25 protein-coding genes and 5 tRNA genes are annotated in these 24,812 nt (G+C 31.3%); 21 read left to right on the top strand and 9 right to left on the bottom strand.

Annotated features, from left to right (window positions below):
- Window positions 1-4 precede the first annotated feature (4 nt).
- The 9 genes from ABNT14_RS09160 to uvrA form a co-directional block, all read right to left on the bottom strand.
- Window positions 5-2,458: an alpha-ketoacid dehydrogenase subunit alpha/beta gene (locus ABNT14_RS09160; protein ID WP_101902932.1), complete on the bottom strand. Its 2,454-nt coding sequence runs from the start codon at window positions 2,456-2,458 to the stop codon at window positions 5-7.
- 410 nt (window positions 2,459-2,868) lie between these two features.
- On the bottom strand, window positions 2,869-3,579 hold the full coding sequence (locus ABNT14_RS09155; RefSeq protein ID WP_101902931.1) for a TIGR00730 family Rossman fold protein: 711 nt from the start codon (window positions 3,577-3,579) through the stop codon (window positions 2,869-2,871).
- A gap of 175 nt (window positions 3,580-3,754) precedes the next feature.
- Complete coding sequence (locus ABNT14_RS09150; RefSeq protein ID WP_101902930.1) at window positions 3,755-5,914, bottom strand: peptidase domain-containing ABC transporter; 2,160 nt, start codon at window positions 5,912-5,914, stop codon at window positions 3,755-3,757.
- A 248-nt stretch (window positions 5,915-6,162) separates the two neighbouring features.
- Entirely contained in the window at window positions 6,163-6,648 is a 486-nt protein-coding gene (locus ABNT14_RS12385; RefSeq protein ID WP_101902928.1) for a CPBP family intramembrane glutamic endopeptidase, read from the bottom strand.
- A gap of 59 nt (window positions 6,649-6,707) precedes the next feature.
- The gene (locus ABNT14_RS09145) at window positions 6,708-6,881 is read right to left on the bottom strand and encodes a hypothetical protein (protein ID WP_348719383.1); all 174 of its coding nucleotides are present in this window, start codon (window positions 6,879-6,881) and stop codon (window positions 6,708-6,710) included.
- A 17-nt stretch (window positions 6,882-6,898) separates the two neighbouring features.
- Window positions 6,899-7,081 (bottom strand): hypothetical protein, encoded by a 183-nt coding sequence (locus ABNT14_RS09140; RefSeq protein WP_101902927.1) that lies wholly within the window; start codon window positions 7,079-7,081, stop codon window positions 6,899-6,901.
- 138 nt (window positions 7,082-7,219) lie between these two features.
- Window positions 7,220-7,528 (bottom strand): DNA-binding protein, encoded by a 309-nt coding sequence (locus tag ABNT14_RS09135; protein WP_101902926.1) that lies wholly within the window; start codon window positions 7,526-7,528, stop codon window positions 7,220-7,222.
- An 85-nt stretch (window positions 7,529-7,613) separates the two neighbouring features.
- Window positions 7,614-8,756 (bottom strand): HlyD family efflux transporter periplasmic adaptor subunit, encoded by a 1,143-nt coding sequence (locus tag ABNT14_RS09130; protein WP_145993580.1) that lies wholly within the window; start codon window positions 8,754-8,756, stop codon window positions 7,614-7,616.
- A gap of 547 nt (window positions 8,757-9,303) precedes the next feature.
- On the bottom strand, window positions 9,304-12,135 hold the full coding sequence (gene uvrA, locus ABNT14_RS09125) for an excinuclease ABC subunit UvrA (protein ID WP_101903382.1): 2,832 nt from the start codon (window positions 12,133-12,135) through the stop codon (window positions 9,304-9,306).
- A gap of 116 nt (window positions 12,136-12,251) precedes the next feature.
- Here uvrA and ABNT14_RS09120 point away from each other — a divergent pair, with 116 nt between their 5' ends.
- The 21 genes from ABNT14_RS09120 to rplL all read left to right on the top strand — a co-directional run bounded on the left by ABNT14_RS09120 (window position 12,252) and on the right by rplL (window position 24,644).
- On the top strand, window positions 12,252-12,479 hold the full coding sequence (locus ABNT14_RS09120) for a PspC family transcriptional regulator (RefSeq protein ID WP_101902924.1): 228 nt from the start codon (window positions 12,252-12,254) through the stop codon (window positions 12,477-12,479).
- Entirely contained in the window at window positions 12,476-13,480 is a 1,005-nt protein-coding gene (locus tag ABNT14_RS09115; protein ID WP_101902923.1) for a potassium channel family protein, read from the top strand. Before ABNT14_RS09120 ends, ABNT14_RS09115 begins: the two co-directional genes overlap by 4 nt.
- Entirely contained in the window at window positions 13,480-14,379 is a 900-nt protein-coding gene (locus ABNT14_RS09110) for an SDR family oxidoreductase (RefSeq protein ID WP_101902922.1), read from the top strand. The genes ABNT14_RS09115 and ABNT14_RS09110 overlap by 1 nt, the downstream gene beginning before the upstream one ends.
- An 85-nt stretch (window positions 14,380-14,464) precedes the next feature.
- Window positions 14,465-16,045 carry an alanine/glycine:cation symporter family protein gene (locus ABNT14_RS09105; RefSeq protein WP_101902921.1) on the top strand — a complete coding sequence of 527 codons (1,581 nt, stop codon included), beginning with the start codon at window positions 14,465-14,467 and terminating at the stop codon, window positions 16,043-16,045.
- 142 nt (window positions 16,046-16,187) lie between these two features.
- Window positions 16,188-16,802, top strand: coding sequence for a helix-hairpin-helix domain-containing protein (locus tag ABNT14_RS09100; RefSeq protein ID WP_234984997.1), 615 nt, complete (start codon window positions 16,188-16,190; stop codon window positions 16,800-16,802).
- 25 nt (window positions 16,803-16,827) lie between these two features.
- Window positions 16,828-17,994, top strand: coding sequence for an acyl-CoA dehydrogenase family protein (locus ABNT14_RS09095; protein ID WP_101903381.1), 1,167 nt, complete (start codon window positions 16,828-16,830; stop codon window positions 17,992-17,994).
- A 221-nt stretch (window positions 17,995-18,215) separates the two neighbouring features.
- Window positions 18,216-18,413, top strand: coding sequence for a 30S ribosomal protein S21 (gene rpsU, locus ABNT14_RS09090; protein WP_028888499.1), 198 nt, complete (start codon window positions 18,216-18,218; stop codon window positions 18,411-18,413).
- Window positions 18,414-18,529: 116 nt separating this feature from the next.
- The gene (locus tag ABNT14_RS09085) at window positions 18,530-19,417 is read left to right on the top strand and encodes a tyrosine-type recombinase/integrase (RefSeq protein WP_101902919.1); all 888 of its coding nucleotides are present in this window, start codon (window positions 18,530-18,532) and stop codon (window positions 19,415-19,417) included.
- A 14-nt stretch (window positions 19,418-19,431) separates the two neighbouring features.
- Window positions 19,432-19,737 carry a ribosome hibernation-promoting factor, HPF/YfiA family gene (hpf, locus tag ABNT14_RS09080; protein ID WP_101902918.1) on the top strand — a complete coding sequence of 102 codons (306 nt, stop codon included), beginning with the start codon at window positions 19,432-19,434 and terminating at the stop codon, window positions 19,735-19,737.
- 115 nt (window positions 19,738-19,852) lie between these two features.
- Window positions 19,853-19,926 (top strand) — tRNA-Thr (locus ABNT14_RS09075).
- A 44-nt stretch (window positions 19,927-19,970) separates the two neighbouring features.
- Window positions 19,971-20,053, top strand: a tRNA-Tyr gene (locus ABNT14_RS09070).
- 71 nt (window positions 20,054-20,124) lie between these two features.
- Window positions 20,125-20,197, top strand: a tRNA-Gly gene (locus ABNT14_RS09065).
- A gap of 11 nt (window positions 20,198-20,208) precedes the next feature.
- Window positions 20,209-20,281: transfer RNA gene (locus tag ABNT14_RS09060), tRNA-Thr, on the top strand.
- Window positions 20,282-20,355: 74 nt separating this feature from the next.
- The gene (gene tuf, locus ABNT14_RS09055) at window positions 20,356-21,543 is read left to right on the top strand and encodes an elongation factor Tu (protein ID WP_101902917.1); all 1,188 of its coding nucleotides are present in this window, start codon (window positions 20,356-20,358) and stop codon (window positions 21,541-21,543) included.
- 62 nt (window positions 21,544-21,605) lie between these two features.
- Window positions 21,606-21,677 (top strand) — tRNA-Trp (locus tag ABNT14_RS09050).
- A gap of 54 nt (window positions 21,678-21,731) precedes the next feature.
- Window positions 21,732-21,923, top strand: coding sequence for a preprotein translocase subunit SecE (secE, locus tag ABNT14_RS09045; RefSeq protein ID WP_058885600.1), 192 nt, complete (start codon window positions 21,732-21,734; stop codon window positions 21,921-21,923).
- Between the two features lie 3 nt (window positions 21,924-21,926).
- The gene (gene nusG / locus ABNT14_RS09040; RefSeq protein ID WP_058886291.1) at window positions 21,927-22,475 is read left to right on the top strand and encodes a transcription termination/antitermination protein NusG; all 549 of its coding nucleotides are present in this window, start codon (window positions 21,927-21,929) and stop codon (window positions 22,473-22,475) included.
- 68 nt (window positions 22,476-22,543) lie between these two features.
- A complete protein-coding gene (gene rplK / locus ABNT14_RS09035; RefSeq protein ID WP_058885599.1) occupies window positions 22,544-22,981 on the top strand; it encodes a 50S ribosomal protein L11 in 438 nt (145 codons plus the stop codon).
- 20 nt (window positions 22,982-23,001) lie between these two features.
- Window positions 23,002-23,691 carry a 50S ribosomal protein L1 gene (gene rplA / locus ABNT14_RS09030; RefSeq protein WP_101902916.1) on the top strand — a complete coding sequence of 230 codons (690 nt, stop codon included), beginning with the start codon at window positions 23,002-23,004 and terminating at the stop codon, window positions 23,689-23,691.
- A gap of 18 nt (window positions 23,692-23,709) precedes the next feature.
- Complete coding sequence (gene rplJ, locus ABNT14_RS09025) at window positions 23,710-24,225, top strand: 50S ribosomal protein L10 (protein ID WP_101902915.1); 516 nt, start codon at window positions 23,710-23,712, stop codon at window positions 24,223-24,225.
- A 47-nt stretch (window positions 24,226-24,272) separates the two neighbouring features.
- The gene (gene rplL, locus ABNT14_RS09020; protein WP_058885596.1) at window positions 24,273-24,644 is read left to right on the top strand and encodes a 50S ribosomal protein L7/L12; all 372 of its coding nucleotides are present in this window, start codon (window positions 24,273-24,275) and stop codon (window positions 24,642-24,644) included.
- Window positions 24,645-24,812: the final 168 nt, after the last annotated feature.

The raw sequence follows: 24,812 nt of genomic DNA, 5'->3' as shown, positions 1-24,812 counted from the left end.
AAAATTAATAAAGACTTTTATATTCACTAGGGTTTGCTTCATTCATAATAGCATATATTTTTTCAAAAATATCTTCAGCAGATGGTTTTGAAAAATAATCACCATCGGTACCGTAAGCAGGTCTGTGTGCCTTTGCTGTTAAGGTTTGTGGCTTGCTATCTAAATGTTTGTATCCATTTTGATTTTCAAGAATTTCTTGTAATAAATACGCCGATGCTCCACCAGGTAAATCTTCATCAACCACTAATAAACGATTTGTTTTTGCTACCGATTTTACCGTGTCATGATTGATATCAAAAGGAAGTAAACTTTGGGCATCAATAATTTCGATATCAATACCAACTTGGGCTAATTCTTTTGCTGCTTCTTCTACAATTCGCAAAGTAGAACCGTAAGAAATTACGGTCATATCAGTTCCTTCTTTAATGGTTTCCACTATACCGATTGGCGTTTTAAAATCACCTAAATTAATTGGTAATTCTTCTTTTAATCGGTATCCATTTAAACATTCTACAACTAAAGCTGGGTCATCGCCTTGTAATAAAGTATTGTAAAAACCAGCTGCTTTGGTCATGTTTCTGGGTACTAAAACGTGAATTCCACGAACATTATTTATAATTCCACCCATTGGCGAACCTGAATGCCAAATTCCTTCTAAACGATGCCCACGGGTTCTAATAATTAATGGTGCTTTTTGTTTTCCAAAAGTACGGTAACGAAGTGTTGCTAAATCGTCACTCATAATTTGTAAAGCATATAATAGGTAATCTAAATATTGAATTTCAGCAATTGGGCGTAAACCACGCATTGCCATTCCAATACCTTGCCCTAAAATAGTAGCTTCACGAATTCCTGTGTCTGAAACTCTTAGCTCGCCATATTTTTCTTGTAAACCTTCTAAACCTTGATTTACATCACCAATATAACCAGCATCTTCACCAAAAATAACTGTTTCAGGATATTTCTTAAAAATGGCATCAAAATTATCACGCATAATAAGACGTGCATCTACTAAATTCTCTTCAGCGGCATATTTAGGCGCTTCCGCTGCTATTTTTTCAGGAGAAAAAGTGGTTTCGCTTAGTAAATGTGACGAAAACTTAACAGCCGCATTATCAATAGCATCTTTAATAAATTTCTGAAGTATTTTCTTTTCTGCAAAATCTTCGTCTTTTAAATAACGTAAACTTTTACGCGTTGCAATTAAAATATCTTTTCTAATTGGCTCAAGAACACTTGCTAAATCATTTTTATATTTGGTAATAAAAGAGCCATTGTTACTTTTTTCAGCAACAGTTTCTAATAAAGAAACAGCCATGGCAACTTCGGCTTTTATTTCGTTTGTATAAGCGTTCCAGGCATCACGTTTTGCTTTGCTTACTTGTTTTTTAGCTTGTTTTTCAATATCCATTAATTCTTCTTCAGAATTAACAAATTTTAAAATAGCTCCATTTTCATCTTTTAATTCAAATTCTAAAATCCATTTTCGCATTTGAGAAATACAGTCAAACTCTTGTTCCCATTGCAATCTTTCTGTCGATTTATAACGCTCATGCGACCCTGAAGTTGAATGTCCTTGAGGCTGTGTTAATTCTTTTACATGAATTAATACAGGAATATGCTGTTCTCTAGCAATTTTCCCTGCTTTATTATAGATGTCAATTAATTGTAGATAATCCCAACCGTTTACCACAAAAATTTCATACCCATTGGTATCGTTTTCTTTTTGAAATCCTTTTAAAATTTCAGAAATACTTTCTTTGGTTGTTTGATATTTTGCATGTACCGAAATACCATATTCATCATCCCAAACATTCATTACCATCGGCACTTGTAAAACACCGGCAGCATTAATGGTTTCAAAAAACAAGCCTTCTGAAGTACTTGCATTTCCGATAGTTCCCCAAGCAACTTCGTTTCCTTTATCAGAAAAATCAGTAAAATGTTCTAAACCTTTTACATTTCTATAAATTTTAGAAGCCTGTGCCAAACCTAATAAACGAGGCATTTGCCCTGCAGTTGGTGAAATATCTGATGACGAATTTTTTTGAGCGGTTAAGTTTTTCCATTTTCCATTTTCATCTAACGAATGTGTAGCAAAATGCCCCCCCATTTGCCTACCTGCCGACATCGGCTCAACTTCGATGCTATTATGCCCGTATAAACCTGCAAAAAATTGTTGCGGAGTTAATTCGTTAATTGCCATCATAAAGGTTTGATCACGATAATACCCTGATCTGAAATCACCATTTTTAAACGCCTTAGCCATTGCCAATTGAGGTACTTCTTTACCATCACCAAAAATTCCGAATTTTGCTTTACCTGTCAAAACTTCTCTACGCCCTAACAAACTACATTCTCTACTCAATCGTGCAATTCGATAATCGTTTAAAACATCATTTTTAAAATCTTCAAAAGAAAGTTGTTTTGTACTGGCTATTTCGGTTTTTTGCGTCATAATTATCTGTTTTTTGGTCTGGTTACAAAGATAGTTTTTTTAGTCTAAATTTAAAAATTTACGTATTTATTGAATATTCTTTAAATTAATGCTATTAAAAAGCTATTTTGTTAAATTATATGTAAGTAAAATCTTCTTATAAAGTTATAAATTCGATGAATACTCATTGTTGTTACAAATTTGATTTTTATCAGATAGACTTATTTTATTATTTCAAGGTAAATAAACGTCCTACTGAATTTATTTTAGCATTGCATAAAGCAAATAGCTACTGCAAATCAGGATGTAGTCAGTTTGACGGATTAGATTATTTATTTTTCTGTTCTATTTTTTTTAGATGAAATTTAAACAGGCTAAATAATAAGAAGAAAAAGCTCGTTGAATTTTAGTACAACGAGCTTTTGGTATTTTTAGAAATTTGGTTTTAATTGATGTTTTGCATAAAATTTATTTAAGTGATCAATCGCTTCATCGGCGGTATCGACAACTCTAAATAAATTTAGGTCTTTTTCACTAATATTTCCTTCTTCAATTAAGGTGTTTTTGATCCAATCTAATAAACCACCCCAGAATTTTTTACCTACTAAAACAATCGGAAAACGTCCAATTTTTTTAGTTTGAATTAAGGTAATTGCTTCAAATAATTCATCCATAGTACCAAAACCTCCAGGCATTACTACAAAACCTTGTGAGTATTTTACGAACATTACTTTACGAACAAAAAAGTAATCGAAATCTAAACTTTTTCCTTGGTCAATCCAAGGGTTATCGTGCTGTTCGAAAGGTAATTCAATATTTAAACCTACCGAAACTCCTTTCCCACGATGTGCACCTTTATTACCAGCTTCCATAATTCCTGGACCTCCACCAGTAATTACCCCAAAACCATTTTGTGTTAATTTAAAAGCAACTTCTTCAGCTAGTTTGTAGTATTTATCTTCAGGTTTTGTTCTTGCAGAACCAAAAATAGACACACAAGGACCAATTTTACTTAATTTTTCATATCCTTCTACAAACTCAGCCATAATTTTAAAAATAGCCCAAGAGTCGTTTGTTTTTATTTCGTTCCAGGTTTTTGGTTGTAATTTTTCTTTAATTTTTCTATCATCATTCGGGCTCATATTCTCGTTTTTTATAATTTATGTACTAAGTAACACTGCTAAAATTACTTTTTCAGCAAGCTTACTAATGTACTTTTTTTAATGAGAATAGCAATAAAAAAATGATTTTTTTTAAAAGAATTTATCTTTTAACTTAAAACTATTTTTTTACGGAGAAATACGCAAAGGAAGTTTCTTATAAAATTATCTTCGGAATTTGTTGTTGCCATAAATTATAATAATGTCCTTTTTTAGCATATAAAACCGTATGATTTCCTTGTTCTAATACTTTTCCCTTTTCTAAAACGACTATTTCATCCGCATTAATTACTGTACTCAATCTATGAGCGATAATTATAATTGTTTTATTTTCTTTACGTAGTTTTTCTATCGCTTTTTGAATATAATTTTCGGAAGTCGAATCTAAGGAAGATGTTGCTTCATCTAAAACTAAAACTTCGGGTTGCTTATATAAAGCTCGTGCAATAGCGATTCGTTGTTTTTGCCCTCCTGATAATGTTGCACCATTTTCACCTAAATAGGTATTAAATCCGTTTGGTAAACTTTCTATAAACTCTAAAATCCCTATTGATTTACAAATATCAATGATTAATTCCATATTAGGAGCAAAACTTCCAACAGCAATATTATCAATAACATTTCCTGTAAATAAATCTATTTTTTGAGGAACAACACTTACTAATTCACGCAAACTTTCATGTTGAATATACTTTAAATCTAAATTTCCGATAGTAATTCCCCCTTTTTGTATCGGGTATATATTTTGTAATAATGAAATTAAAGTTGATTTTCCAGAACCACTTTCGCCAATAATAGCAGTAATAGTTCCTTTTTTAAGTTTTAAATTGAAATCAGTAAAAACCTGTACTCTTGTACCATACCTAAAAGCGACATTTTTAAATTCAATATCATCAATTTTTTCTTTTGTAAGTACTACTTTTTCAGAGTTCTCCTCACGCTCTAAATCCATTATTTCAAACAAACGGTCTGCTGCAATTAAAGCACTTTGTATTTGTTTATTAGCACCAATTAAACTTGCCACAGGATTCATAAAATAGCCAATAATAGCATAAAAAGACATTAATTCTCCTGCCGTGATTTCTCTTTCAATTACAAAATAAGAACCACTCCAAAGTAAAATAATCGTAAATAATTGTGCTATAAAAGTAGTAGATGTTCCAGCGAAAACAGAATTTAAAGCCGATTTATATCCAACATTTAACAAACTGATAAACCGTGTTTCTGTTTTTACATTTGCAAAACTTTCTAAACCAAAACGTTTAATAGTTCCTACAGAATTTAAAGATTCTACTAACTGACTTTCTAAATCGGCAGAATTTTCCATTATTTTACGTTCTGTTTTTTTATTTAGCTTATTTATAATTAAATAAATGACTAAATATAATGGAATAACCAACAACATAATTAAAGCCAATTTCCAATAATACATAAACATAATACCAAAAGAGAAGAACAAAATAAGAACATTAACCGTTAAACTTAAAGAAACATCATTAATAAATGTTCTTATTTTTACGGCATCGTTAATACGAGAAATAATTTCTCCTACTCGCATGGTATCAAAAAATTGCTGTGGTAATTTTAGTAAATGTTTATAATATCCTAAAATTAAACGAGCATCTATTTGTTGCCCACTTTTAATCAAAAATACATCTTTAAAAACACCAATTATTATACGAAGTACAAGCAATGCAAGCATTATTATACTCAACAAATTTAAAAGCTTGGTGTTACCACCGATTAATACGTGGTCGGTAATTTTCTGTATATAAATAGACATTGAAAAACCCAATAAAGTATAAATAACAGCACCTACGAAAGCTTGTAATAACACAAATTTATGAGGTTTTAATAAAAACCAAAACCGCTTTAAAACAGATACTTTTTCATTACCTATAACAAAATCTTCTTTTGGTAAAAGCAATACCAAAACGCCTGTCCATTCCTTTAAAAAAGCTGAATGTGTTTTTTTATGGATTTTCCCATCTCCTGGGTCCATAATTTTTATATACTCTTTAGTAACTTCGTAAATAACCACATAATGTTGTAATTGTTCTTTAACGATTATATGGGCTATGGCTGGTTTTGGTATTTTAAACAAACTATCTAATTTACCACGCACACCTTTTGCTTCAAAACCTAATTTTTCTGATGCTTCTATTAAACCTAATACATTAGTTCCTTTTTTATCAGTACCTGCATATTGGCGAATACGTGCAATAGGAAGTTGTAAGTTATAATGTGCCGAAATAGATGCTAAACATGCTGCACCGCAATCGGTAATATCGTGTTGTTTTATAGTGATTTTTGCCATTCTTTTTCTTTTGAATGACAAAGAAAGGTTTGTTTACTGCAATTTATTTGCAGGGAAATATTAATTTCTTTTTTTATTTTTTTTATAAAAAAAATAAAAAGAAAAAAATGTTACGGTAGTCCAAAACAGAATGAATAAAAATGAATTTATCTCATAACCAAATAAAGTTTTTGTCTGATTATATAAACAAAAATAAATTATTTCTATGATACCAAAAATACCTATGATTAATTGTGATTTATCTTTCATTATAAATAATAATCTTTAATTAAATTAATTGAATTATAAACAAGATGCACAAGGAATAGAGCTAAAAAAGAATTAATTTTTTTGCTTTTTTTATAAAATATATAAATAGACCCAAACCATAAACCAAGTACAAAAGTAGCTATTATATACGCAATATTATATTGGTGTAATATTCCGAAAAAGGATGCGGAAATTATAATAGAATATAAATGTATCTGTTTTTTTCTTGAGAAGAATTTTAGCAACAGTTCAATTATAGTAAATTGTATAAAAAAAGTTTCAATTAGAGGAGCTAATATTATTACCTCAAAAATTATTTCTAAAAAAGATGAATAATTAGTGAAATCTAATTTAAAAATACCTTTTCCATAAAAATATTCTAAGAAAAATTGTAATACCTCACCTAAAAAGAAAGATATTATTATAAAAAAAAATAATTGATTAAAAATATTTAAACGATTAAATGAATTGTAATTAAAATACATTAGTTTTTCTATATAATAAAAGTTGGCTTTATGTATAATAAAACCAACTTTTGTGTTTATTAATGTCTACAAGAAGATGAACATTCTCTTGTAGCACCCTCATAAATTTCGTCTACTACATATATAAGAAACATAAGAGGGCCCCAATTAAACCCTGGAAGCCCCCCTCCATTGATTTGTATAGATTCGTTAACATCAATATTTTTTACGTTATATTCTTTTAGTTTTTTCATTTTTTATGTTTTTATTATTAATATTTCATCCAACTAGTTGGGTCACCTGGACTATTTGGCCTATCTTGACATCCTGAATCACAAGACCAATCCCTATTCACTAACCAATGAACGAAATCCCCTATTGGACCACCTCCTTCAATTTCTCTGACTTCTTCAATATTCATCTCCTGAACGCCAAAACCTTCTAAATTTTTCATAAAATTACATTTTTTAAAATTACTATTTCTTTTTTTGATTGTATTTTTTTAATTAATTACAATCGGTATCAAAACAAATTATATATGTGCACCTATTTATTTGTTTTGATACCACAAACATAACCGTGTTCACTGCAATTAACTTGCAACGAATAAATTAGTTTGTAAAAAATAACTACCTCCAAAAATTTTAGTAACCTCATTATTTGTTAATACACTTACAGAAATAGATACTTTTAAATCAAAATCATTACAATAATGATAGGTTTTTCTACTTCTACTATAACAAATATTCGCATTGTAATCTTTCAGTTGTTCTACCAATAAATATACAGAACGCTGGCTTATTTGAAGTAAGTTAGCGAGTTCTTTTGGTGTACCTGTATTTTGATTGGTAATTAAATTATGTAATTGTTGTAAGCGTTCTAAATTTTTTAAATTTTTCATAGAAGGATTTTTTGAAACTTCATTATTTCATCTAGTTTATAGGTGAAATGATTTTTGATTTTACAGCTAAAAAAATAAGGGACAATTATGTAATAGGGTTTAACCAATCGTCCATTTTATCGTAGAGTAGGTCAAAAAGTGTACGTTCTGTAAGTTCAAAACGAGCATTAGCAAACATTCCTTTTTTTAAGTTTCCTTTAAAACCATTTTTAAGTTGTAAAAAATCTTGATTTAACGAACATAAAACTTTAAACATTGGTGTATTATTAACCATTTCTACATCGTTACCAATTGCAGTGATACTACCAGTAGCCAAACCCCATTGGTTATAATTAAAAGCAGTTACCTGAAACTTTACCTTGTTTCCTTTTTTAAGCAAACCAATATCCGTAGGGTTTATATAGCATTCTACCATTAAATCTGATTGCGGTGAAATTTCGGCTAATTGTAATCCGTTAGAAATAAAACTTCCTTTTTCAATTCCTTTCACATTTAATAAAGTACCTGTAATGGGGGCTTTTATTATTGATAAATTACTACTTTCTTTTAATTGAATTTGATTATTTTCTAATTCTTTTAATTGATTCTGAGAGTTTACTAACTGATTTTGCCAAGTACTAAATTGTTGTTTTTTATGTTGCGTAGTTGCATTTAAAGCTAAATCATACGCTAGTTTACTATCATTAAGGGTAACTTTAGCGATAACACCTTTTTTAAATAATTTTTGATTACGCTGATAATCTTGTTTAATTTTTAAAAAACGAGTATTAAATTCACTTAACTTTTGTTGATAAAAGCTATATTCTTGTTGATATTTTAAAGACTGTAATTTAATTTTTCTTTTTTTAGGGCTAGCTAATAATTTTAAATCTTCAATAAAAATCTTGGTTTCATTTAATTGACTGGCAGTATTTTCAATTTTATGATTCATCGCTACATTACTAACTATTAACAATGTATCTCCTTTTTGTACTTTTAGATTATTTTTAAGTTGATGAAAAAAAACATTTCCACTACTACTGCTTTGTATTGTCATTCTCTCTTTATCTGACCTTATCAATCCTTGAGAAGTATTGTAAATTGTAATTTTAATAAAAGGTAATGATATTAAAGCTAGTAGTATTGCTACCAATATTACATTGTAAACAATTTTGCTTTTTTTAGAATGTTTGAATTGGTGTACTTCAACACTGTTTTCTATAATCTCTTTTGGAAATATTTGTTTCATATTTTTTTTGCCTAACAATTTTTTAATTTAATGGAAGTCTTCTACTTTTTACAGATATTGTGGGTAAAGGAATATAGTTTTGTTTTAAAATAAGATTGTTTTTTTTCTGATAAGTTTTTTTAAAAGTAAATTTTAAAAAAGCTCCTGTCAATACCCAATACCCCTAATTGAGCTTTAGGGTTAACCCTAATTGAAATAGGGTTAACCCTATTTTTGTTAACATTTTATTAACATAGATAGGGGCTTTTAGTTATTTTAAAGGTAGTTTTATTGCTTAATTTATTGTTTTTCAAGGTGTTGTGTGGTTGGTTGCTTTTTCGGGAGTTCCTGTTACTAAAACTTCGCCACTATTTTTTCCACCTTCCATATATTCTCTTTGATAGATATAGCCTATTTAAATTTCATCTGAAAAAAAATAGAACAGAAAAATAAGAAACCGAATTCATTAAAAAGAATTTAGTTCAGTTTCTCATCCTGATTTACCGAAGTTCTCCTTTTGATACGATGCTGAAATAAATTCAGTATGACGTTTACCTCTTTTTTATAACTACAATCCCTTCTTCAAAAATTTAGCAGTATAACTATTTTTATGTTTGGCTACTTTTTCAGGAGAACCAATAGCTAACACTTCGCCACCATTTTTACCACCTTCCATACCAATATCAATAATGTGGTCAGCAAGTTTAATAACATCCATATTATGTTCGATAATTAGCACGGTATTTCCTTTATCAGCAAGTTTATTTAGTACGTTCATTAAAACACGAATATCTTCAAAATGTAAACCTGTAGTAGGTTCATCTAAAATATAAAAAGTATTTCCTGTGTCTCTTTTAGATAGTTCTGATGCTAATTTAATACGTTGTGCTTCTCCTCCAGAAAGAGTCGTAGATTGTTGTCCTAGTGTTATATATCCTAATCCAACATCTTTAATTGTTTTTAATTTTCTGTGTATTTTAGGAATCGCTTCAAAGAAATCAGTAGCATCATTAATGGTCATATTTAATATATCTGAAATAGATTTCCCTTTATATCTAATTTCTAAGGTTTCTCTATTAAAACGTTTTCCTTGACAAGTTTCACAAGTTACGTTAACATCAGGTAAAAAGTTCATTTCAATAACTTTAACACCACCACCTTTGCAGGTTTCACAGCGTCCACCTTTTACATTAAAACTAAAACGACCAGGTTTATAACCTCTAATAACGGCTTCAGGAGTTTTAGAAAATAAACTTCTAATTTCTCCAAATACTCCAGTATAAGTTGCTGGATTCGAGCGAGGAGTCCTACCAATTGGAGATTGGTCAATATCTATAACTTTATCAATATGTTTTAAGCCTTCAATTTTTTTATAAGGCATAGGTTTTTTTACGCCATTGTAAATATGTGCATTTAAAATAGGGTATAAAGTTTCATTTATTAACGTGGATTTTCCACTTCCTGAAACTCCTGTAACACAAATCATTTGTCCTAAAGGAAATTTAACAGTAATATTTTTTAAGTTATTTCCTGATGCTCCAGAAAGTTTAATAAAATTCCCGTTTCCTTTTCTGCGTTCTGTTGGTATGGTAATTTTTTTTCTTCCTGTTAAATAATCAGCAGTTAATGTATTGTGTAATTTTAAATCTTCAAAAGTTCCTTGGCTTACAATTTTACCACCATGTATTCCTGCTCCAGCACCTATGTCTAAAACAAAATCGGCTTGTTCAATCATATCTTTATCGTGTTCAACCACTAAAACAGAATTTCCAATATCACGAAGTTTTATAAGTGATTGAATCAATTTTTCGTTATCACGCTGATGTAAACCGATACTTGGTTCATCTAAAATATATAAAACACCAACTAATTGCGAACCAATTTGAGTGGCTAATCGAATTCGTTGTGCTTCTCCACCTGATAATGATTTTGATGTTCTGTTTAATGTTAAATAATCTAAACCAACATCTAATAAAAATTGAATTCTTGTGCGTATTTCTTTTAAAATTTCACTAGCAATTATTAATTGTTTTTCGGATAAATTATTTTCAATATCTTTAAACCAATTAGCTAACTCACTTATATCCATTTGAGCTAACTCACTAATATTTTTATTGTTGAATTTAAAATGAAGCGCTTCTTTTTTTAATCTTTTTCCTTGGCAAACAGAACAATTAACTTCATCCATAAAATCTTTTGCCCAGCGTTTTATAGTAGTGCTTTCAGCATTTTTATACTGATTTTTTATAAAGGCGATAATTCCTTCAAAATCAATTTCATAATTTCTAGTTACACCAAGCTCTTTCGAACTTATTTCAAACTTTTCATTTCCTCCGTGTAAAATGATTTCCAAGGCATTTACAGGAATTTTATTTATTGGGTCGGTAAGTTTAAAATTGTGTCTGTCGGCAATTGTTTGTAATTGTTTAAAAATCCAACTACTTTTTTGATTTCCTAAAGGTATAATTCCTCCATTTTTGATGGAGATATTATCATCAGGAATTATTTTTTTTATATTAATTTCATCTGTAAGTCCTAATCCGTTACAACAAGTACAAGCACCTCTTGGTGAATTAAATGAAAAAGAATTTGGCTCGGGATTTGGATATGCAATTCCTGTACTAGGACACATTAATTCACGACTAAAATAACGTGGCTTATCATCAGTATTAACAGCATCAACATCAATAACCATTAAAATATTATCACCTGTATATAAGGCTGTTTTTATGGTTTCTTCTAAGCGTTTTTCTGATTTTTCATTGATAACTAAACGATCGATAACCACTTCAATATTGTGAGTTTTGTAGCGGTCAAGCTTCATACCTTTTTCAATATCTTTTATTTCACCATCAACTCGAACTTTTACAAAACCTTGTTTGGCTATTTGTTCGAAAAGCTCTCGATAATGTCCTTTTCTACTTTTGATTAAAGGCGCAAGAATAGCAATACGTTTTTCGTTAAAATCTTTTAAAATCAATTTTCTGATTTGTTCATCAGAATAGCTGACCATTTTCTCATTAGTATTATATGAGTAAGCATCCGAGGCACGAGAAAAAAGTAAACGTAAAAAATCGTAAATTTCTGTAATTGTACCTACTGTTGAACGTGGACTTTTATTTGTGGTTTTTTGTTCGATAGCAATAACGGGCGATAAACCATCAATTTTATCAACATCAGGTCTTTCTAATCCTCCTAAAAACTGACGAGCATATGCCGAAAAGGTTTCAATATATCGGCGCTGTCCTTCGGCATAAATAGTATCAAAAGCAAGTGATGATTTCCCACTACCACTTAGCCCAGTAATAACTACGAGCTTTTCACGAGGGATTTTAACATCAATGTTTTTTAAGTTATGTGCTCTAGCTCCGTAAACTTCAATATATTCTTGTTCTTTCAAAAGTACTTTTTTTACCAAATTTAACCAAAGAAGCAAAGTTACAGAAACCAAATTTGTTTTAAAGCAGATGCAATAAAATCATTGTAATTAGGTATCTTGCAATTAAAATAATTAAGATGAAATTTATTCATTCGGTGCGTCATTTTTTTGAGCATCATGGTTTTGCGGTATCTTCTCGGTTTGCAGATAAATTAGGAATGCGTGCTACTAATGTGCGTTTATTTTTTATTTATATTTCATTCGTAACCATTGGTTTGTCGTTTGGCTTGTATTTAACCTTGGCGTTTTTATTACGCCTAAAAGATATGATTTATACTAAACGAACTTCTGTTTTTGATTTATGATAAAGAGCCTCTTTAAATCAAAATTATATAAGGCGGTTTTATTCTCGTTGCTTATTTTACTAATAGGGATAGGCGGGTATATGTGGCTATTTAAGTATTCTTTTATTGATGCCTTATACATGACTATAATTACCATTACCACTATTGGTTTTGGTGAAGTTTACCCGTTTGGAACTGGCGAAAAAATATTTACTATAGGTTTAATAGTATCAAGTTTATTTACCTTCGGATATGCCGTTTCATTATTTTCAGAATATTTAATAAGTGGGCAATTTTTTTATCAATTAAAAACAAAAAAAGTGCAAAAAAAAATTGAAAAGTTACAAGGACATACCATTGTTTGTGGCTACGGTAGAAATGGAAAACAAGCAATTTCAAAATTAAATAGTTACAATCAAAAATTGGTAGTAGTTGAAAAATTTGAAAATGTGATTAAAGAACTAGATGAACATGAAATATTAAATATTGAAGGCGATGCAACTACGGATGAAGCCTTGCTAAGAGCAGGAATTTTAAATGCTCATAATTTAATAACTGTTTTACCTTCGGATGCCGATAATTTATTCGTAGTATTAACCGCTAGTCAGTTAAATAAAAAATGTAAAATTATTAGTAGAGCTTCGGAAGAATCATCATGTAGTAAACTTAAAATTGCAGGAGCCGATAATGTTATTATGCCCGATAAATTAGGTGGTGCACACATGGCGTCATTAGTGGTAACTCCTGATGTTATTGAATTTGTAGATCGGTTAACCATAGAAGGCGATACTACAGCAAATTTAGAAGAAATAAAAATAGATAACTTACCTAAAGAATACCTAAATAGAACTATTTTAGATTTAGATTTACGAAAAAAAACAGGATGTACTGTTATTGGGTATCGCACTGCGGATAAAGAATACATTATAAATCCGGAAGCGTCATTAAAACTTTCGGCAGGCGCAAATTTAATTGTATTAGGACGTCCTGAGCAAATTATAAAATTAAGACAATTATTTTAATGAAAAAAGTAGTTATTACAGGAAGTAATGGATTGTTAGGGCAAAGCTTAGTTAATTTATTATTAAAAGAAACCCAAAAATATCAAGTAATTGGTTTTTCAAAAGGAAAAAATAGAAGTGGTAGAACCGATTTTAACTATGTTCCTATTGATATTACAAATAAAAACCGTCTGAATAAGCAATTAAAAAAATATCAACCAGATGTTATTATAAATACCGCAGCAATGACAAATGTTGATGCTTGTGAGAACAGTAAAGAAGCCTGTGATCTTTTAAATATTGATGTAGTTGATACTTTAAGAAACTTTTCATCAGCTAATAATACACATTTAATTCACATATCTACCGATTTCATATTTGACGGTAAAAAAGGTTTTTATAAAGAAACTGATACGCCAAATCCTGTTAATTATTACGGAATATCAAAATTAAAAGCAGAGCAAATTTTAACCCAATCAAACATAGATTATACCATTCTTCGAACTGTTTTGGTCTATGGAAAAGTCTTTGATATGTCGCGAAGTAATATTGTGCTTTGGGTAAAAAAATCACTAGAAGATAAAAAAGAAATTACCATTGTTAATGATCAATACCGCACGCCAACTTACGTGGAGGATTTAGCATTTGCATGTAAATTATCTATTGATAAAAAAGCAGTAGGAATTTTTAATATTTCATCAAATACACTGTTGAGCATTTATGAAATAGCCCAGCAAATAGCAGTAGTTTTTCAGCTAGATAAAAGTCTAATTAAGCCTATAAAAACAAGCGAATTGAAGCAAACAGCAAGCAGACCAGTTAAAACAGGTTTTGATTTGGAAAAGACTAATGAAATATTGCAGTTTTATCCAAAATCATTTAAAGAAAATTTACAAAAATTTAAAAAGAAGTTATCCTAAAAGCGATATTTTAAGGCTTAAAACTTGTTGTAAGTACATTTTTTTATGATATTGCGAATTACAAACTAAAAATAAACATATTTATATGAATAAAAGACTTCTTACATTGTTATTATTAATAATACCGATGTTCACGTTCGCACAAGAAAAAGGTTTAGCTGAAAAGATAAATGAAGGGTTTAAACCTGTTGCTGATGCTTGGGGTGGTTTTGTTTTTTACTCAATAGAATTAGGAGGAGGAGTAAAAATGCCTCTAGTAATAATAATGTTATTAATGTCGGGGTTAATATTTACAATATTATTCAAATTTGTAAATATCCGATTATTTCCAACTTCTATAAACATTGTTAGTGGAAAGTATGACGAAATTGACCATGTAACAACAGATGTTATGGAAGGAGACCCAACCCCAGGTGGTGACGCGATTGAAACCATTCGGGTAGAAGGAACAGACGGTGAGGTTTCTCATTTTCAAGCATTAACAGCAGCACTTTCAGGAACTGTTGGTTTAGGAAATATAGCAGGTGTAGCGGTGGCTTTATCATTAGGAGGACCAGGAGCAACTTTTTGGATGATTATTGCAGGTTTAATAGGAATGTCGTCAAAATTCGTAGAGTGTACTTTAGGGGTAAAGTATAGAGATGTAGGCGAAGATGGTACCATTTACGGTGGACCGATGTATTACTTAAGAAAAGGATTAGCCGATGTAGGTAAAAGTACTTTAGGTAAAATATTAGCCGTTATTTTCGCTATTATGGTTGTTGGTGGTTCTTTTGGAGGAGGAAACATGTTTCAAGCAAACCAAGCAGCACAGCAATTTGGTAGTATGATTGGTTCAACAGATTTATCAACTGCTTTAACATTTGGTGTTGTAATGTCTATATTAGTAGGTGTTGTAATTATTGGAGGAATCAAAAGAATTGGAAATATTACAGAAAAGATTGTGCCTTTTATGGTAGGTATTTATGTTTTAGCTGCTATAATTATTTTAGTTGCTAAGTTTTCGTTAATAGGAAATGCTTTCAGTCAAATTTGGGATGGTGCTTTTAATGCAAAAGGAATTTCAGGAGGTATATTAGGAGTATTAATTATTGGTTTTCAAAGAGCTGCATTTTCAAATGAAGCAGGAGTTGGGTCGGCTGCAATTGCTCATTCGGCAGTAAGAACAAAATACCCCGCATCAGAAGGTTTAGTCGCTTTATTAGAGCCATTTATTGATACCGTTGTGGTTTGTACCATGACCGCTTTAGTAATTATTATTACCAATGGCGACGGAAGTATTATGACTTACGGAACAAAATCTCCAGACGGTGTTTTGGCAACCTCAAAAGCATTTGCTTCGGTAATTCCTTGGTTTCCTTATGTATTAACAATGGCAGTAGTATTGTTCGCTTTTTCAACCATGTTATCGTGGTCTTACTACGGATTACAAGGTTGGATGTTTTTATTTGGTCGTTCAAAAGCAGCAGATTATGCGTATAAAATATTATTCTGTTTATTTGTAATTATTGGTTCAGCAGCAAGTTTAGGAGCGGTAACAGATTTTTCTGATGCAATGATTTTTGCTATGGCAGTACCTAATCTTGTTGGGTTATTTTTCTTATATCCAAAGGTAAAAGAAGAGTTAACAATTTACTTAAATGCTATTAAAGCTAAAAATTTATAAGAGTTTTAAATCTTTTTATTAAAGATAAAAAAATATAAAAATGAAATTATTTAAATCCCATTTCTGGTATAACAAACGCCAAAGAAATGGGATTTTCTTTTTGTGTATTATCCTTTTTATCCTTCAGGTTATCTATGTTTATATGGCTTTTTCCTCGGATAAAAAAATAACTACAACTTCAATCGAAATTCATGCTTTTCAACAAAAAATAGACAGTTTAAAAACAATCGCTTTAGCAGTTAAAAAACCAAAAAAATACCCTTTTAATCCTAATTATATAACCGATTTTAAAGGAAGTAAATTAGGCATGAGTCTGTTAGAAATTGATAAATTACACGCCTACAGAAAACAAGGTAAATTTGTAAATTCAGCGATAGAATTTCAGAAAATAACCAATATTTCCGATAGTTTACTAAGTGAAATTTCGCCGTATTTTAAATTCCCAGACTGGGTACTAAAAGGCAAAAAAGAAGTAGTAAAAAAAAGACACACTTCAAATTATTCTGATTTTTCTGCTGTAAATTTTTCAGAAAAACCTGTATCAAAAACAGAAAAACGAATCGTTAAAATTAATATAAATACTGCTTCATTTAAACAAATATTAAAAATTCCTTATGTTAATTATCAACTTTGTAAAAAGATTATTGAATACAGAGAAGAAGTTGCAGAACTTCAAGATATATCAGAAATAAAAAATATCGCTGAATTTCCAATCGATAAATATGATAGAATAGTTTTATATTTGAAAGCAGAATAAACAAACAACAAACGAATATATAATGATGAATACTATGTACTTTACAGAAGAACACGAATCTTTTCGTGAAAGTTTTAAAAGCTTTTTACAGAAAGAAGTAGTTCCTCATATAAATAAATGGGAAAAAGATGGAACGGTAGAACGTTTTATTTGGAAGAAATTTGGTGAAATGGGTTATTTCGGATTAAATCAGCCAGAAGAATATGGAGGTTTAGGATTAGATCTTTTTTATACCGTAATTTTTTTAGAAGAATTACAAAAAGTAAACTCAGGAGGTTTTGCTGCTGCTATGTGGGCACATGCTTACTTGGCAATGACACATTTAAATAAAGAAGGAGATGCTCGTATAAAAAAAGATTATTTAACACCAAGTATTAACGGTGATAAAATTGGCTGTCTATGTATTTCAGAACCTTTTGGGGGAAGCGATGTTGCAGGAATGCGCACCACGGCTGTTAAAAAAGATGATACCTATGTAATTAACGGTTCAAAAACATTTATTACCAACGGAATATATTCAGATTATTTAGTGGTTGCTGCTAAAACAAATCTGCAGGAAAAACACAAAGGAATGAGTATCTTTATTGTTGATAGAAATACCCCAGGGGTTTCAGCAACTAAATTAGACAAACTAGGATGGAGAGCTTCCGATACCGCCGAAATTGCCTTTGACAATGTGGTAATTCCTGCTCAAAATTTAATGGGAGAACAAGGAAAAGGGTTTCCTTATATTATGCAACATTTCGCTTTAGAGCGTTTAATTATGGCAATTAATGCACATGCAAGAGCCGAATATGCGGTTGATTATGTCTTGCAATACATGAGCGAAAGAGAAGCTTTTGGTAAAACCCTAGACAAGTTTCAGGCCTTGCGTCATAAGGTGGCAGAAATGGCATCAAAAGTTGATATGTGTCGAGAATATAATTATTCGATTACAAAAAGACTCAACGATGGCGTTTACGTAGTAAAAGAGGCGAGTATGAGTAAAATGCTATCTACCAAAATGGCGGATGAAGTTATTTATGATGCCTTGCAATTATTGGGTGGTTATGGGTATATGGAAGAGTATCCGTTGGCACGTTTGTTACGAGATAGCCGTTTAGGTCCTATTGGTGGAGGAACTTCAGAAATTCTAAAAGAGATTATTGCTAAAATGATTATCGACAAAAAAGAGTATAAGCCAGCAACTTAATTTCTGAATTAATAAAAAGGTATTTTGGGCATTCCCTTGCAGGTCGCGCTTTCCACTATATCTTTTTTATGAAAAATAAAAAAGGATGCCGTTTCAATCGCTAATGCAGTGACCAACTTTAAAATAAGTATAAAAATAATTGTAGATTAAAATAAGACTCAGTACATTTGCAGTCCTAAAAATAAAAATTTAGAGACTACAATGAAGGGAGGTGCTAATATATGTTAATTATTCCAATTAAAGAGGGAGAGAATATCGATAGAGCGTTAAAACGTTACAAACGAAAGTTTAGAGATGTAAAAATCTTAAGACAACTACGTGATAAAAAACAGTTCAATAAACCGTCTGTTGTTAAACGTGCTCAAATGAAGAAAGCGTCTTACGTTCAAGGACTAAGAACTAAAGAAGAAGTAAGCTAGAAATAGTTTATTAATTTACAGAAACCTGTATTGATTAATTTCAATGCAGGTTTTTTTGTATATTTATTTTTCAAAAGCTGTTAGAATAGCAGCATCAAAATATTAAAATAGGCTTTATGTTATTGACGGCTTTCTTAGACTACCTAGAACACGAAAAAAACTATTCAAAAAATACGATTAATGCCTATCGGATAGATTTACTTGGTTTTAAAGATTTTTGCATCACCGAATTTGACCAAGAAGATTTGGCAACCATTCATTACAATCAGATAAGAACCTGGATCGTTTCACTTATTAATGCTGAAATATCAAACAGAAGTGTAAACCGAAAAATGAGTTCTTTAAGAACATTTTATACTTTTTTGCAAAAAATAGCTGCTATTGAAAATAATCCAATGGCAAAACACAAAGCATTGAAAGTTCAAAAAAAAATACAAACACCTTTTGATATTGATGAAATACAGGAAGTAATTGCGCTTTTAAGTGAACCTGATAATTTCGAATCGGTAAGAAATAAATTGATTGTAGAATTGCTATATTCTACAGGGATGAGACGAATTGAAATGATTAATATTAAAGAGAAAGATATTGATTTTAGCAAACAAGTAATAAAAGTACTAGGTAAAAGAAACAAAGAACGCTATGTAATGTTACTTTCAACAGTGTTAAAAACATTAAACGAGTATTTAATTTTAAAAAGAACTTACGAGGTGGCAGGTGAACAGGCGCTGTTGATCACAGAAAAAGGAACTAAAATTTACGAAAAACTTGTGTACCGAATAATAAATGTGTACTTTAGTAGGGTATCTACAAAAGCTAAAAAAAGCCCCCATATATTAAGGCATGCTTTTGCTACTCACTTATTAAATAATGGTGCGTCGTTAAATTCGGTTAAAGAATTGCTAGGGCATTCAAGTTTAGCCTCAACTCAAGTATATACGCATAATAGCTTGGAGCAAATAAAAAAAGTGTATAATAAAGCTCATCCTAGAGAGTTAAAATAAAGATTGGAAAAATTATGAAAGTATTCACACAGTCAGTAAATTTTACAGCAGATAAAAGTTTAATCGATTATATTGAAAAGAAAATTGAAGGTCTAGAAAAGTTCCATGATAAAATAGTTGATGTAGAAGTATATTTAAAAGTACAGAAAACTAGTGAGAAGGAAAATAAAATAACAGAAATCAAAATAAATATACCAGGTGATGAATTTATGGTGAAAAAACAAACAAAAACCTTTGAAGAAGGCGTCAACATTGCGATTGATTCATTAAAAAGAAGTTTGAAAAAGTCAAAAGAGAAGCAAAGAACGATTTTAGTTTAATAAAAAAATAAAAGTTTTTTAAAAATAAATTGAAAAAAGTTTTAAAATATAGAAATTACTTTATACATTTGCAATCCGTTAGAAATAGCGGATTGTTTTTATTGACAATTAAAAAGCCGATGTAGCTCAGCTGGCTAGAGCAGCTGATTTGTAATCAGCAGGTCGTGGGTTCGAGTCCCTCCATTGGCTCAATAAAACAAAAAGTTCATTATTTATTAAGTACCAAAAAAATAGGGGAGATACCAAAGCGGCCAACTGGGACGGACTGTAACTCCGTTGTCTTACGACTTCGCAGGTTCGAATCCTGCTCTCCCCACTTTTTTAAAACTTATTAGTCAATGTATCAAGCTTCAACTTTTGATTATTGATGAAAAGTTTTAAAAATATGCGAAAGTAGCTCAGTTGGTAGAGCGTCAGCCTTCCAAGCTGAATGTCGCCAGTTCGAACCTGGTCTTTCGCTCTAAAATCTACGCCGGTGTAGCTCAGTTGGTAGAGCGCATCCTTGGTAGGGATGAGGTCATCGGTTCAAATCCGATCATTGGCTCTTTTTTGGAGTTTTTTAAAAAAGGATTTAAAGTAATACTAAATATATTTAACTAAGAATTAAAATTAATAATCATGGCAAAAGAAACTTACGATCGTTCGAAGCCCCACTTAAATGTTGGTACTATTGGTCACGTAGATCACGGTAAAACTACATTAACTGCTGCTATCACAAAAGTATTAGCTGATGCAGGATTCTCTGAAGCTAGAGATTTTGATCAAATCGATAATGCTCCAGAAGAAAAAGAAAGAGGTATTACAATTAACTCTTCTCACGTTGAATATGCGACTCAGAACCGTCACTATGCACACGTAGATTGTCCAGGTCACGCCGATTATGTTAAGAACATGGTTACAGGTGCTGCTCAGATGGATGGAGCTATTTTAGTAGTAGCTGCAACTGATGGTCCTATGCCACAAACTCGTGAGCATATCTTATTAGGTCGTCAGGTAGGTATTCCACGTATCGTTGTTTTCTTGAACAAGGTTGATATGGTTGATGATGAGGAGTTGTTAGAGTTAGTAGAGATGGAGGTAAGAGAATTATTATCTTTCTATGAGTATGATGGAGATAATGGTCCTGTTGTTGCTGGTTCTGCTTTAGGAGCTTTAAATGGTGAGGAAAAATGGGTTAACACTGTATTAGAGTTGATGGAAGCAGTTGATTCTTGGGTTGAAGAGCCTTTAAGAGAGACTGAAAAAGATTTCTTAATGCCTATTGAAGATGTTTTTTCTATTACTGGTCGTGGTACTGTTGCAACTGGTCGTATTGAAACAGGGATAATCAATTCTGGTGACGCTGTAGATATTATCGGTATGGGTACTGAAAAGTTAGCTTCTACAGTTACTGGTATTGAAATGTTTCGTCAAATCTTAGATAGAGGTGAGGCAGGAGATAATGCAGGTATCTTGTTGAGAGGTATTGCTAAAGAAGATATTAAAAGAGGTATGGTAATCTGTAAGCCAGGTTCTATAACTCCACACGCTAAGTTTAAGGCTGAGGTGTATGTATTGAAAAAAGAAGAAGGTGGACGTCACACTCCATTCCATAATAACTATCGCCCTCAGTTTTATGTACGTACTACTGATGTGACAGGAAATATTTTCTTGCCAGAAGGTGTAGAGATGGTTATGCCTGGTGATAACTTAACTATTACAGTTGAATTAATCCAGCCAATTGCATTAAACTTAGGTTTACAGTTTGCTATCCGTGAAGGTGGTAGAACAGTAGGTGCAGGTCAGGTTACTGAGATTTTAGACTAATTTATTAGTTTACACTATAGAAAAGGAGTCTCTTAAATGAGAGGCTCCTTTTAAAATAAAATACGGACGTAGTTCAGCGGTAGAGCACTGGTCTCCAAAACCAGCTGTCGGGAGTTCGAATCTCTCCGTCCGTGCATAATTAAAGCGAGTTATAATGATGAATTATAGCTCGCTAAAAGAATAACAAAATGAATAACTTTATACAATACATCAAAGGTTCTTTTGAAGAATTAAATACAAATATGACTTGGGCTTCTCGTGAAGAGGCTCAAAAGTCTACTGTAATTGTTGCGGCGTTTACAATTGTTTTTGCCTTAGTCGTAGCAGGAGTAGATAAGGTTTTTCAAACAGGATTAGATAATTTCTTTAAAATGTTTTAAATGATGGCTGACTCAGTAATGAAGTGGTATGTGGTAAGAGCTGTTGGTGGTCAAGAAAATAAGGTTAAAACTTATATTGAGACAGAAATCGCTCGTTTTGGTTTGTCTGATTTTGTAAGTAAAGTTATTGTTCCTACAGAAAAAGTTATTCAAGTAAGAAACGGAAAGAAAGTTAACAGAGAAAGAGTCTATTTTCCTGGATATGTAATGGTAGAAGCTAATTTAGCTGGAGAAGTACCTCATGTGATAAAATCAGTAACAGGCGTTATTGGTTTTTTAGGTGAAACAAAAGGTGGTGAACCAGTGCCTATGCGTAAATCAGAAGTAAATAGGATGTTAGGAAAAGTTGATGAACTTTCTGTAAAAGATGAAAATATTGCAATTCCTTTTAATACTGGTGAAACAGTAAAAGTAATTGATGGTCCTTTTAATGGTTTTGATGGAATTGTTGAAAAAGTTAATGAGGAAAAGCGTAAGTTAGAAGTAATGGTTAAAATTTTCGGAAGAAAAACTCCATTAGAATTAAACTATATGCAAGTAGAAAAAATATAATCGTTACACCTATATTTAGATGTGTTTAAAGCTTCCATTTTAAATATATCGTTTTTAAATCTTAAACAATGGCAAAAGAAATAAGTAAGTTAGTTAAACTACAAGTTAGGGGAGGTGCTGCGAATCCGTCGCCACCAGTTGGACCCGCTTTAGGTGCTGCCGGTGTTAATATCATGGAGTTCTGTAAGCAATTTAATGCTCGTACACAGGACAAACAAGGTAAAGTTTTACCTGTTGTGATTACTGTTTATAAAGACAAATCTTTTGAGTTTGTTGTAAAAACACCACCAGCTGCAGTACAATTGTTAGAAGCGGCCAAAATTAAGAAAGGTTCTGGGGAACCAAATAGGAAAAAAGTAGCAAGTGTTTCTTGGGATCAAATTCAAGTAATTGCAGAAGACAAAATGGTAGATATGAATGCCTTTAAAGTTGAATCTGCAATGAAAATGATAGCCGGAACCGCTCGTTCTATGGGATTAACAGTGACAGGTAATGCACCTGCTTAAACTTTAAAAGATATTTAGAAATGGCAATTACTAGAAAGCAAAAAGAAGCTCGTTCTAAGGTAGATAGCTCTAAAGTTTACAGCTTAAACGATGCAGCAACCTTAGTTAAAGAAATTACAACTGTAAAATTTGACGCATCTGTAGATTTAGCAGTACGTTTAGGAGTTGATCCTCGTAAAGCAAATCAAATGGTACGTGGAGTTGTAACATTACCTCATGGAACAGGAAAAGATGTAAAAGTATTAGCATTAGTTACGCCTGATAAAGAAGCAGAAGCTGTTGCAGCTGGTGCTGATTATGTTGGGTTGGATGAATACCTTCAAAAAATTAAAGGAGGTTGGACTGATGTTGATGTGATTATAACTATGCCTAGTGTTATGGGGAAGTTAGGTCCTTTAGGTCGTGTTTTAGGACCAAGAGGTTTAATGCCTAACCCAAAGACAGGTACAGTAACTATGAATGTTGCAAAAGCAGTACAAGAAGTTAAAGCTGGTAAAATTGACTTTAAAGTTGATAAAACAGGTATTGTACATGCTGCTATCGGAAAAGTGTCTTTTGATGCTCAGAAGATTCAGGAAAATGCAAATGAGTTATTACAAACGTTAGTTAAATTAAAGCCAACAGCGGCTAAAGGAGATTATATAAAGAGTATATTTATGTCTTCAACTATGAGTCCTAGTATTGCTGTAGATGAAAAATCTATATCATAGGCACTTAAACTTTTAATTATGACAAGAGAAGACAAATTACAAGTAATACAAGATTTAACAGCAAGATTAGCAGATACAGGTACCATCTATTTAGCAGATATTTCTGGATTAGATGCTGTTACTACTTCAAACTTAAGAAGAGCTTGTTTTAAAGCAAACGTAGAATTATCTGTTATTAAAAACACATTGCTATCAAAAGCAATGGAAGCTTCTGATAAAGATTTCGGAGATTTACCAGCTGTTTTAAAAGGGAATACTTCAATGATGATTTCAGAGGTGTCTAACGCTCCTGCTAAAGTTATCAAAGAGTTCAGAAAAAAATCAGAAAAGCCTCTATTAAAAGGTGCTTTTGTTGAAGAGTCTGTTTATGTTGGAGATGACCAATTAGACGCATTAGTTAACATTAAATCTAGAGAAGAACTTATTGGAGATATTATCTCATTATTACAATCGCCTGCTAAAAATGTTGTTTCAGCATTACAATCAGGAGGTAACAAATTATCTGGTATCTTAAAGACATTATCAGACAAATAAGCACGCGCACAAATAAACTAAATAATAAATTTCAAAACACAATTAAAATGGCAGAATTAAAAGATTTCGCAGAGCAATTAGTTAACTTAACAGTAAAAGAGGTTAATGAATTAGCTGATATTTTAAAAGATGAGTATGGTATTGAGCCAGCAGCAGCAGCTGTAGCAGTAGCAGGACCAGCAGCAGGAGGAGATGCAGCAGATGAGCAAACTGAATTTGATGTTATTTTAAAAGCAGCAGGTGGTTCTAAATTAGCTGTAGTAAAATTAGTTAAAGAATTAACTGGATTAGGGTTAAAAGAAGCTAAAGCAATCGTTGATAGCGCACCAGCACCAGTAAAAGAAGGAGTATCTAAAGATGAGGCTGAAGGTCTTTTAAAATCTTTAGAAGAAGCAGGAGCTGAAGCAGAGATTAAGTAATCTATATTCCTGGTTTTAACTAGGTAAAACAATTAAGGTTTAGGTACTAGAAACATCTGTTTCTGGTCCTAAACCATTTTGTGTATATATTCGTTCTTTATTTTATTACATAAGTAACATTGTAATAGTACGACTGTAAAGAGCTAACGTTAAGTTAGCAAAGCAATT

The sequence above is a fragment of the Tenacibaculum dicentrarchi genome (assembly GCF_964036635.1).
Lineage (GTDB): Bacteria > Bacteroidota > Bacteroidia > Flavobacteriales > Flavobacteriaceae > Polaribacter > Polaribacter dicentrarchi.
The sequence above is the reverse complement of the archived record's forward strand: the minus strand, read 5'-3'. Positions and strand labels throughout refer to the sequence as shown.

What these genes read in the sequence shown, in the direction of transcription:
- ABNT14_RS09160 (WP_101902932.1), bottom strand. Translation starts at nt 2,458, where the DNA reads ATGACGCAAAAAACCGAAATAGCCAGTACAAAACAACTTTCTTTTGAA.
- ABNT14_RS09155 (WP_101902931.1), bottom strand. Translation starts at nt 3,579, where the DNA reads ATGAGCCCGAATGATGATAGAAAAATTAAAGAAAAATTACAACCAAAA.
- ABNT14_RS09150 (WP_101902930.1), bottom strand. Translation starts at nt 5,914, where the DNA reads ATGGCAAAAATCACTATAAAACAACACGATATTACCGATTGCGGTGCA.
- ABNT14_RS12385 (WP_101902928.1), bottom strand. Translation starts at nt 6,648, where the DNA reads ATGTATTTTAATTACAATTCATTTAATCGTTTAAATATTTTTAATCAA.
- ABNT14_RS09145 (WP_348719383.1), bottom strand. Translation starts at nt 6,881, where the DNA reads ATGAAAAAACTAAAAGAATATAACGTAAAAAATATTGATGTTAACGAA.
- ABNT14_RS09140 (WP_101902927.1), bottom strand. Translation starts at nt 7,081, where the DNA reads ATGAAAAATTTAGAAGGTTTTGGCGTTCAGGAGATGAATATTGAAGAA.
- ABNT14_RS09135 (WP_101902926.1), bottom strand. Translation starts at nt 7,528, where the DNA reads ATGAAAAATTTAAAAAATTTAGAACGCTTACAACAATTACATAATTTA.
- ABNT14_RS09130 (WP_145993580.1), bottom strand. Translation starts at nt 8,756, where the DNA reads ATGAAACAAATATTTCCAAAAGAGATTATAGAAAACAGTGTTGAAGTA.
- ABNT14_RS09120 (WP_101902924.1), top strand. Translation starts at nt 12,252, where the DNA reads ATGAAATTTATTCATTCGGTGCGTCATTTTTTTGAGCATCATGGTTTT.
- ABNT14_RS09115 (WP_101902923.1), top strand. Translation starts at nt 12,476, where the DNA reads ATGATAAAGAGCCTCTTTAAATCAAAATTATATAAGGCGGTTTTATTC.
- ABNT14_RS09110 (WP_101902922.1), top strand. Translation starts at nt 13,480, where the DNA reads ATGAAAAAAGTAGTTATTACAGGAAGTAATGGATTGTTAGGGCAAAGC.
- ABNT14_RS09105 (WP_101902921.1), top strand. Translation starts at nt 14,465, where the DNA reads ATGAATAAAAGACTTCTTACATTGTTATTATTAATAATACCGATGTTC.
- ABNT14_RS09100 (WP_234984997.1), top strand. Translation starts at nt 16,188, where the DNA reads ATGGCTTTTTCCTCGGATAAAAAAATAACTACAACTTCAATCGAAATT.
- ABNT14_RS09095 (WP_101903381.1), top strand. Translation starts at nt 16,828, where the DNA reads ATGAATACTATGTACTTTACAGAAGAACACGAATCTTTTCGTGAAAGT.
- rpsU (WP_028888499.1), top strand. Translation starts at nt 18,216, where the DNA reads ATGTTAATTATTCCAATTAAAGAGGGAGAGAATATCGATAGAGCGTTA.
- ABNT14_RS09085 (WP_101902919.1), top strand. Translation starts at nt 18,530, where the DNA reads ATGTTATTGACGGCTTTCTTAGACTACCTAGAACACGAAAAAAACTAT.
- hpf (WP_101902918.1), top strand. Translation starts at nt 19,432, where the DNA reads ATGAAAGTATTCACACAGTCAGTAAATTTTACAGCAGATAAAAGTTTA.
- tuf (WP_101902917.1), top strand. Translation starts at nt 20,356, where the DNA reads ATGGCAAAAGAAACTTACGATCGTTCGAAGCCCCACTTAAATGTTGGT.
- secE (WP_058885600.1), top strand. Translation starts at nt 21,732, where the DNA reads ATGAATAACTTTATACAATACATCAAAGGTTCTTTTGAAGAATTAAAT.
- nusG (WP_058886291.1), top strand. Translation starts at nt 21,927, where the DNA reads ATGGCTGACTCAGTAATGAAGTGGTATGTGGTAAGAGCTGTTGGTGGT.
- rplK (WP_058885599.1), top strand. Translation starts at nt 22,544, where the DNA reads ATGGCAAAAGAAATAAGTAAGTTAGTTAAACTACAAGTTAGGGGAGGT.
- rplA (WP_101902916.1), top strand. Translation starts at nt 23,002, where the DNA reads ATGGCAATTACTAGAAAGCAAAAAGAAGCTCGTTCTAAGGTAGATAGC.
- rplJ (WP_101902915.1), top strand. Translation starts at nt 23,710, where the DNA reads ATGACAAGAGAAGACAAATTACAAGTAATACAAGATTTAACAGCAAGA.
- rplL (WP_058885596.1), top strand. Translation starts at nt 24,273, where the DNA reads ATGGCAGAATTAAAAGATTTCGCAGAGCAATTAGTTAACTTAACAGTA.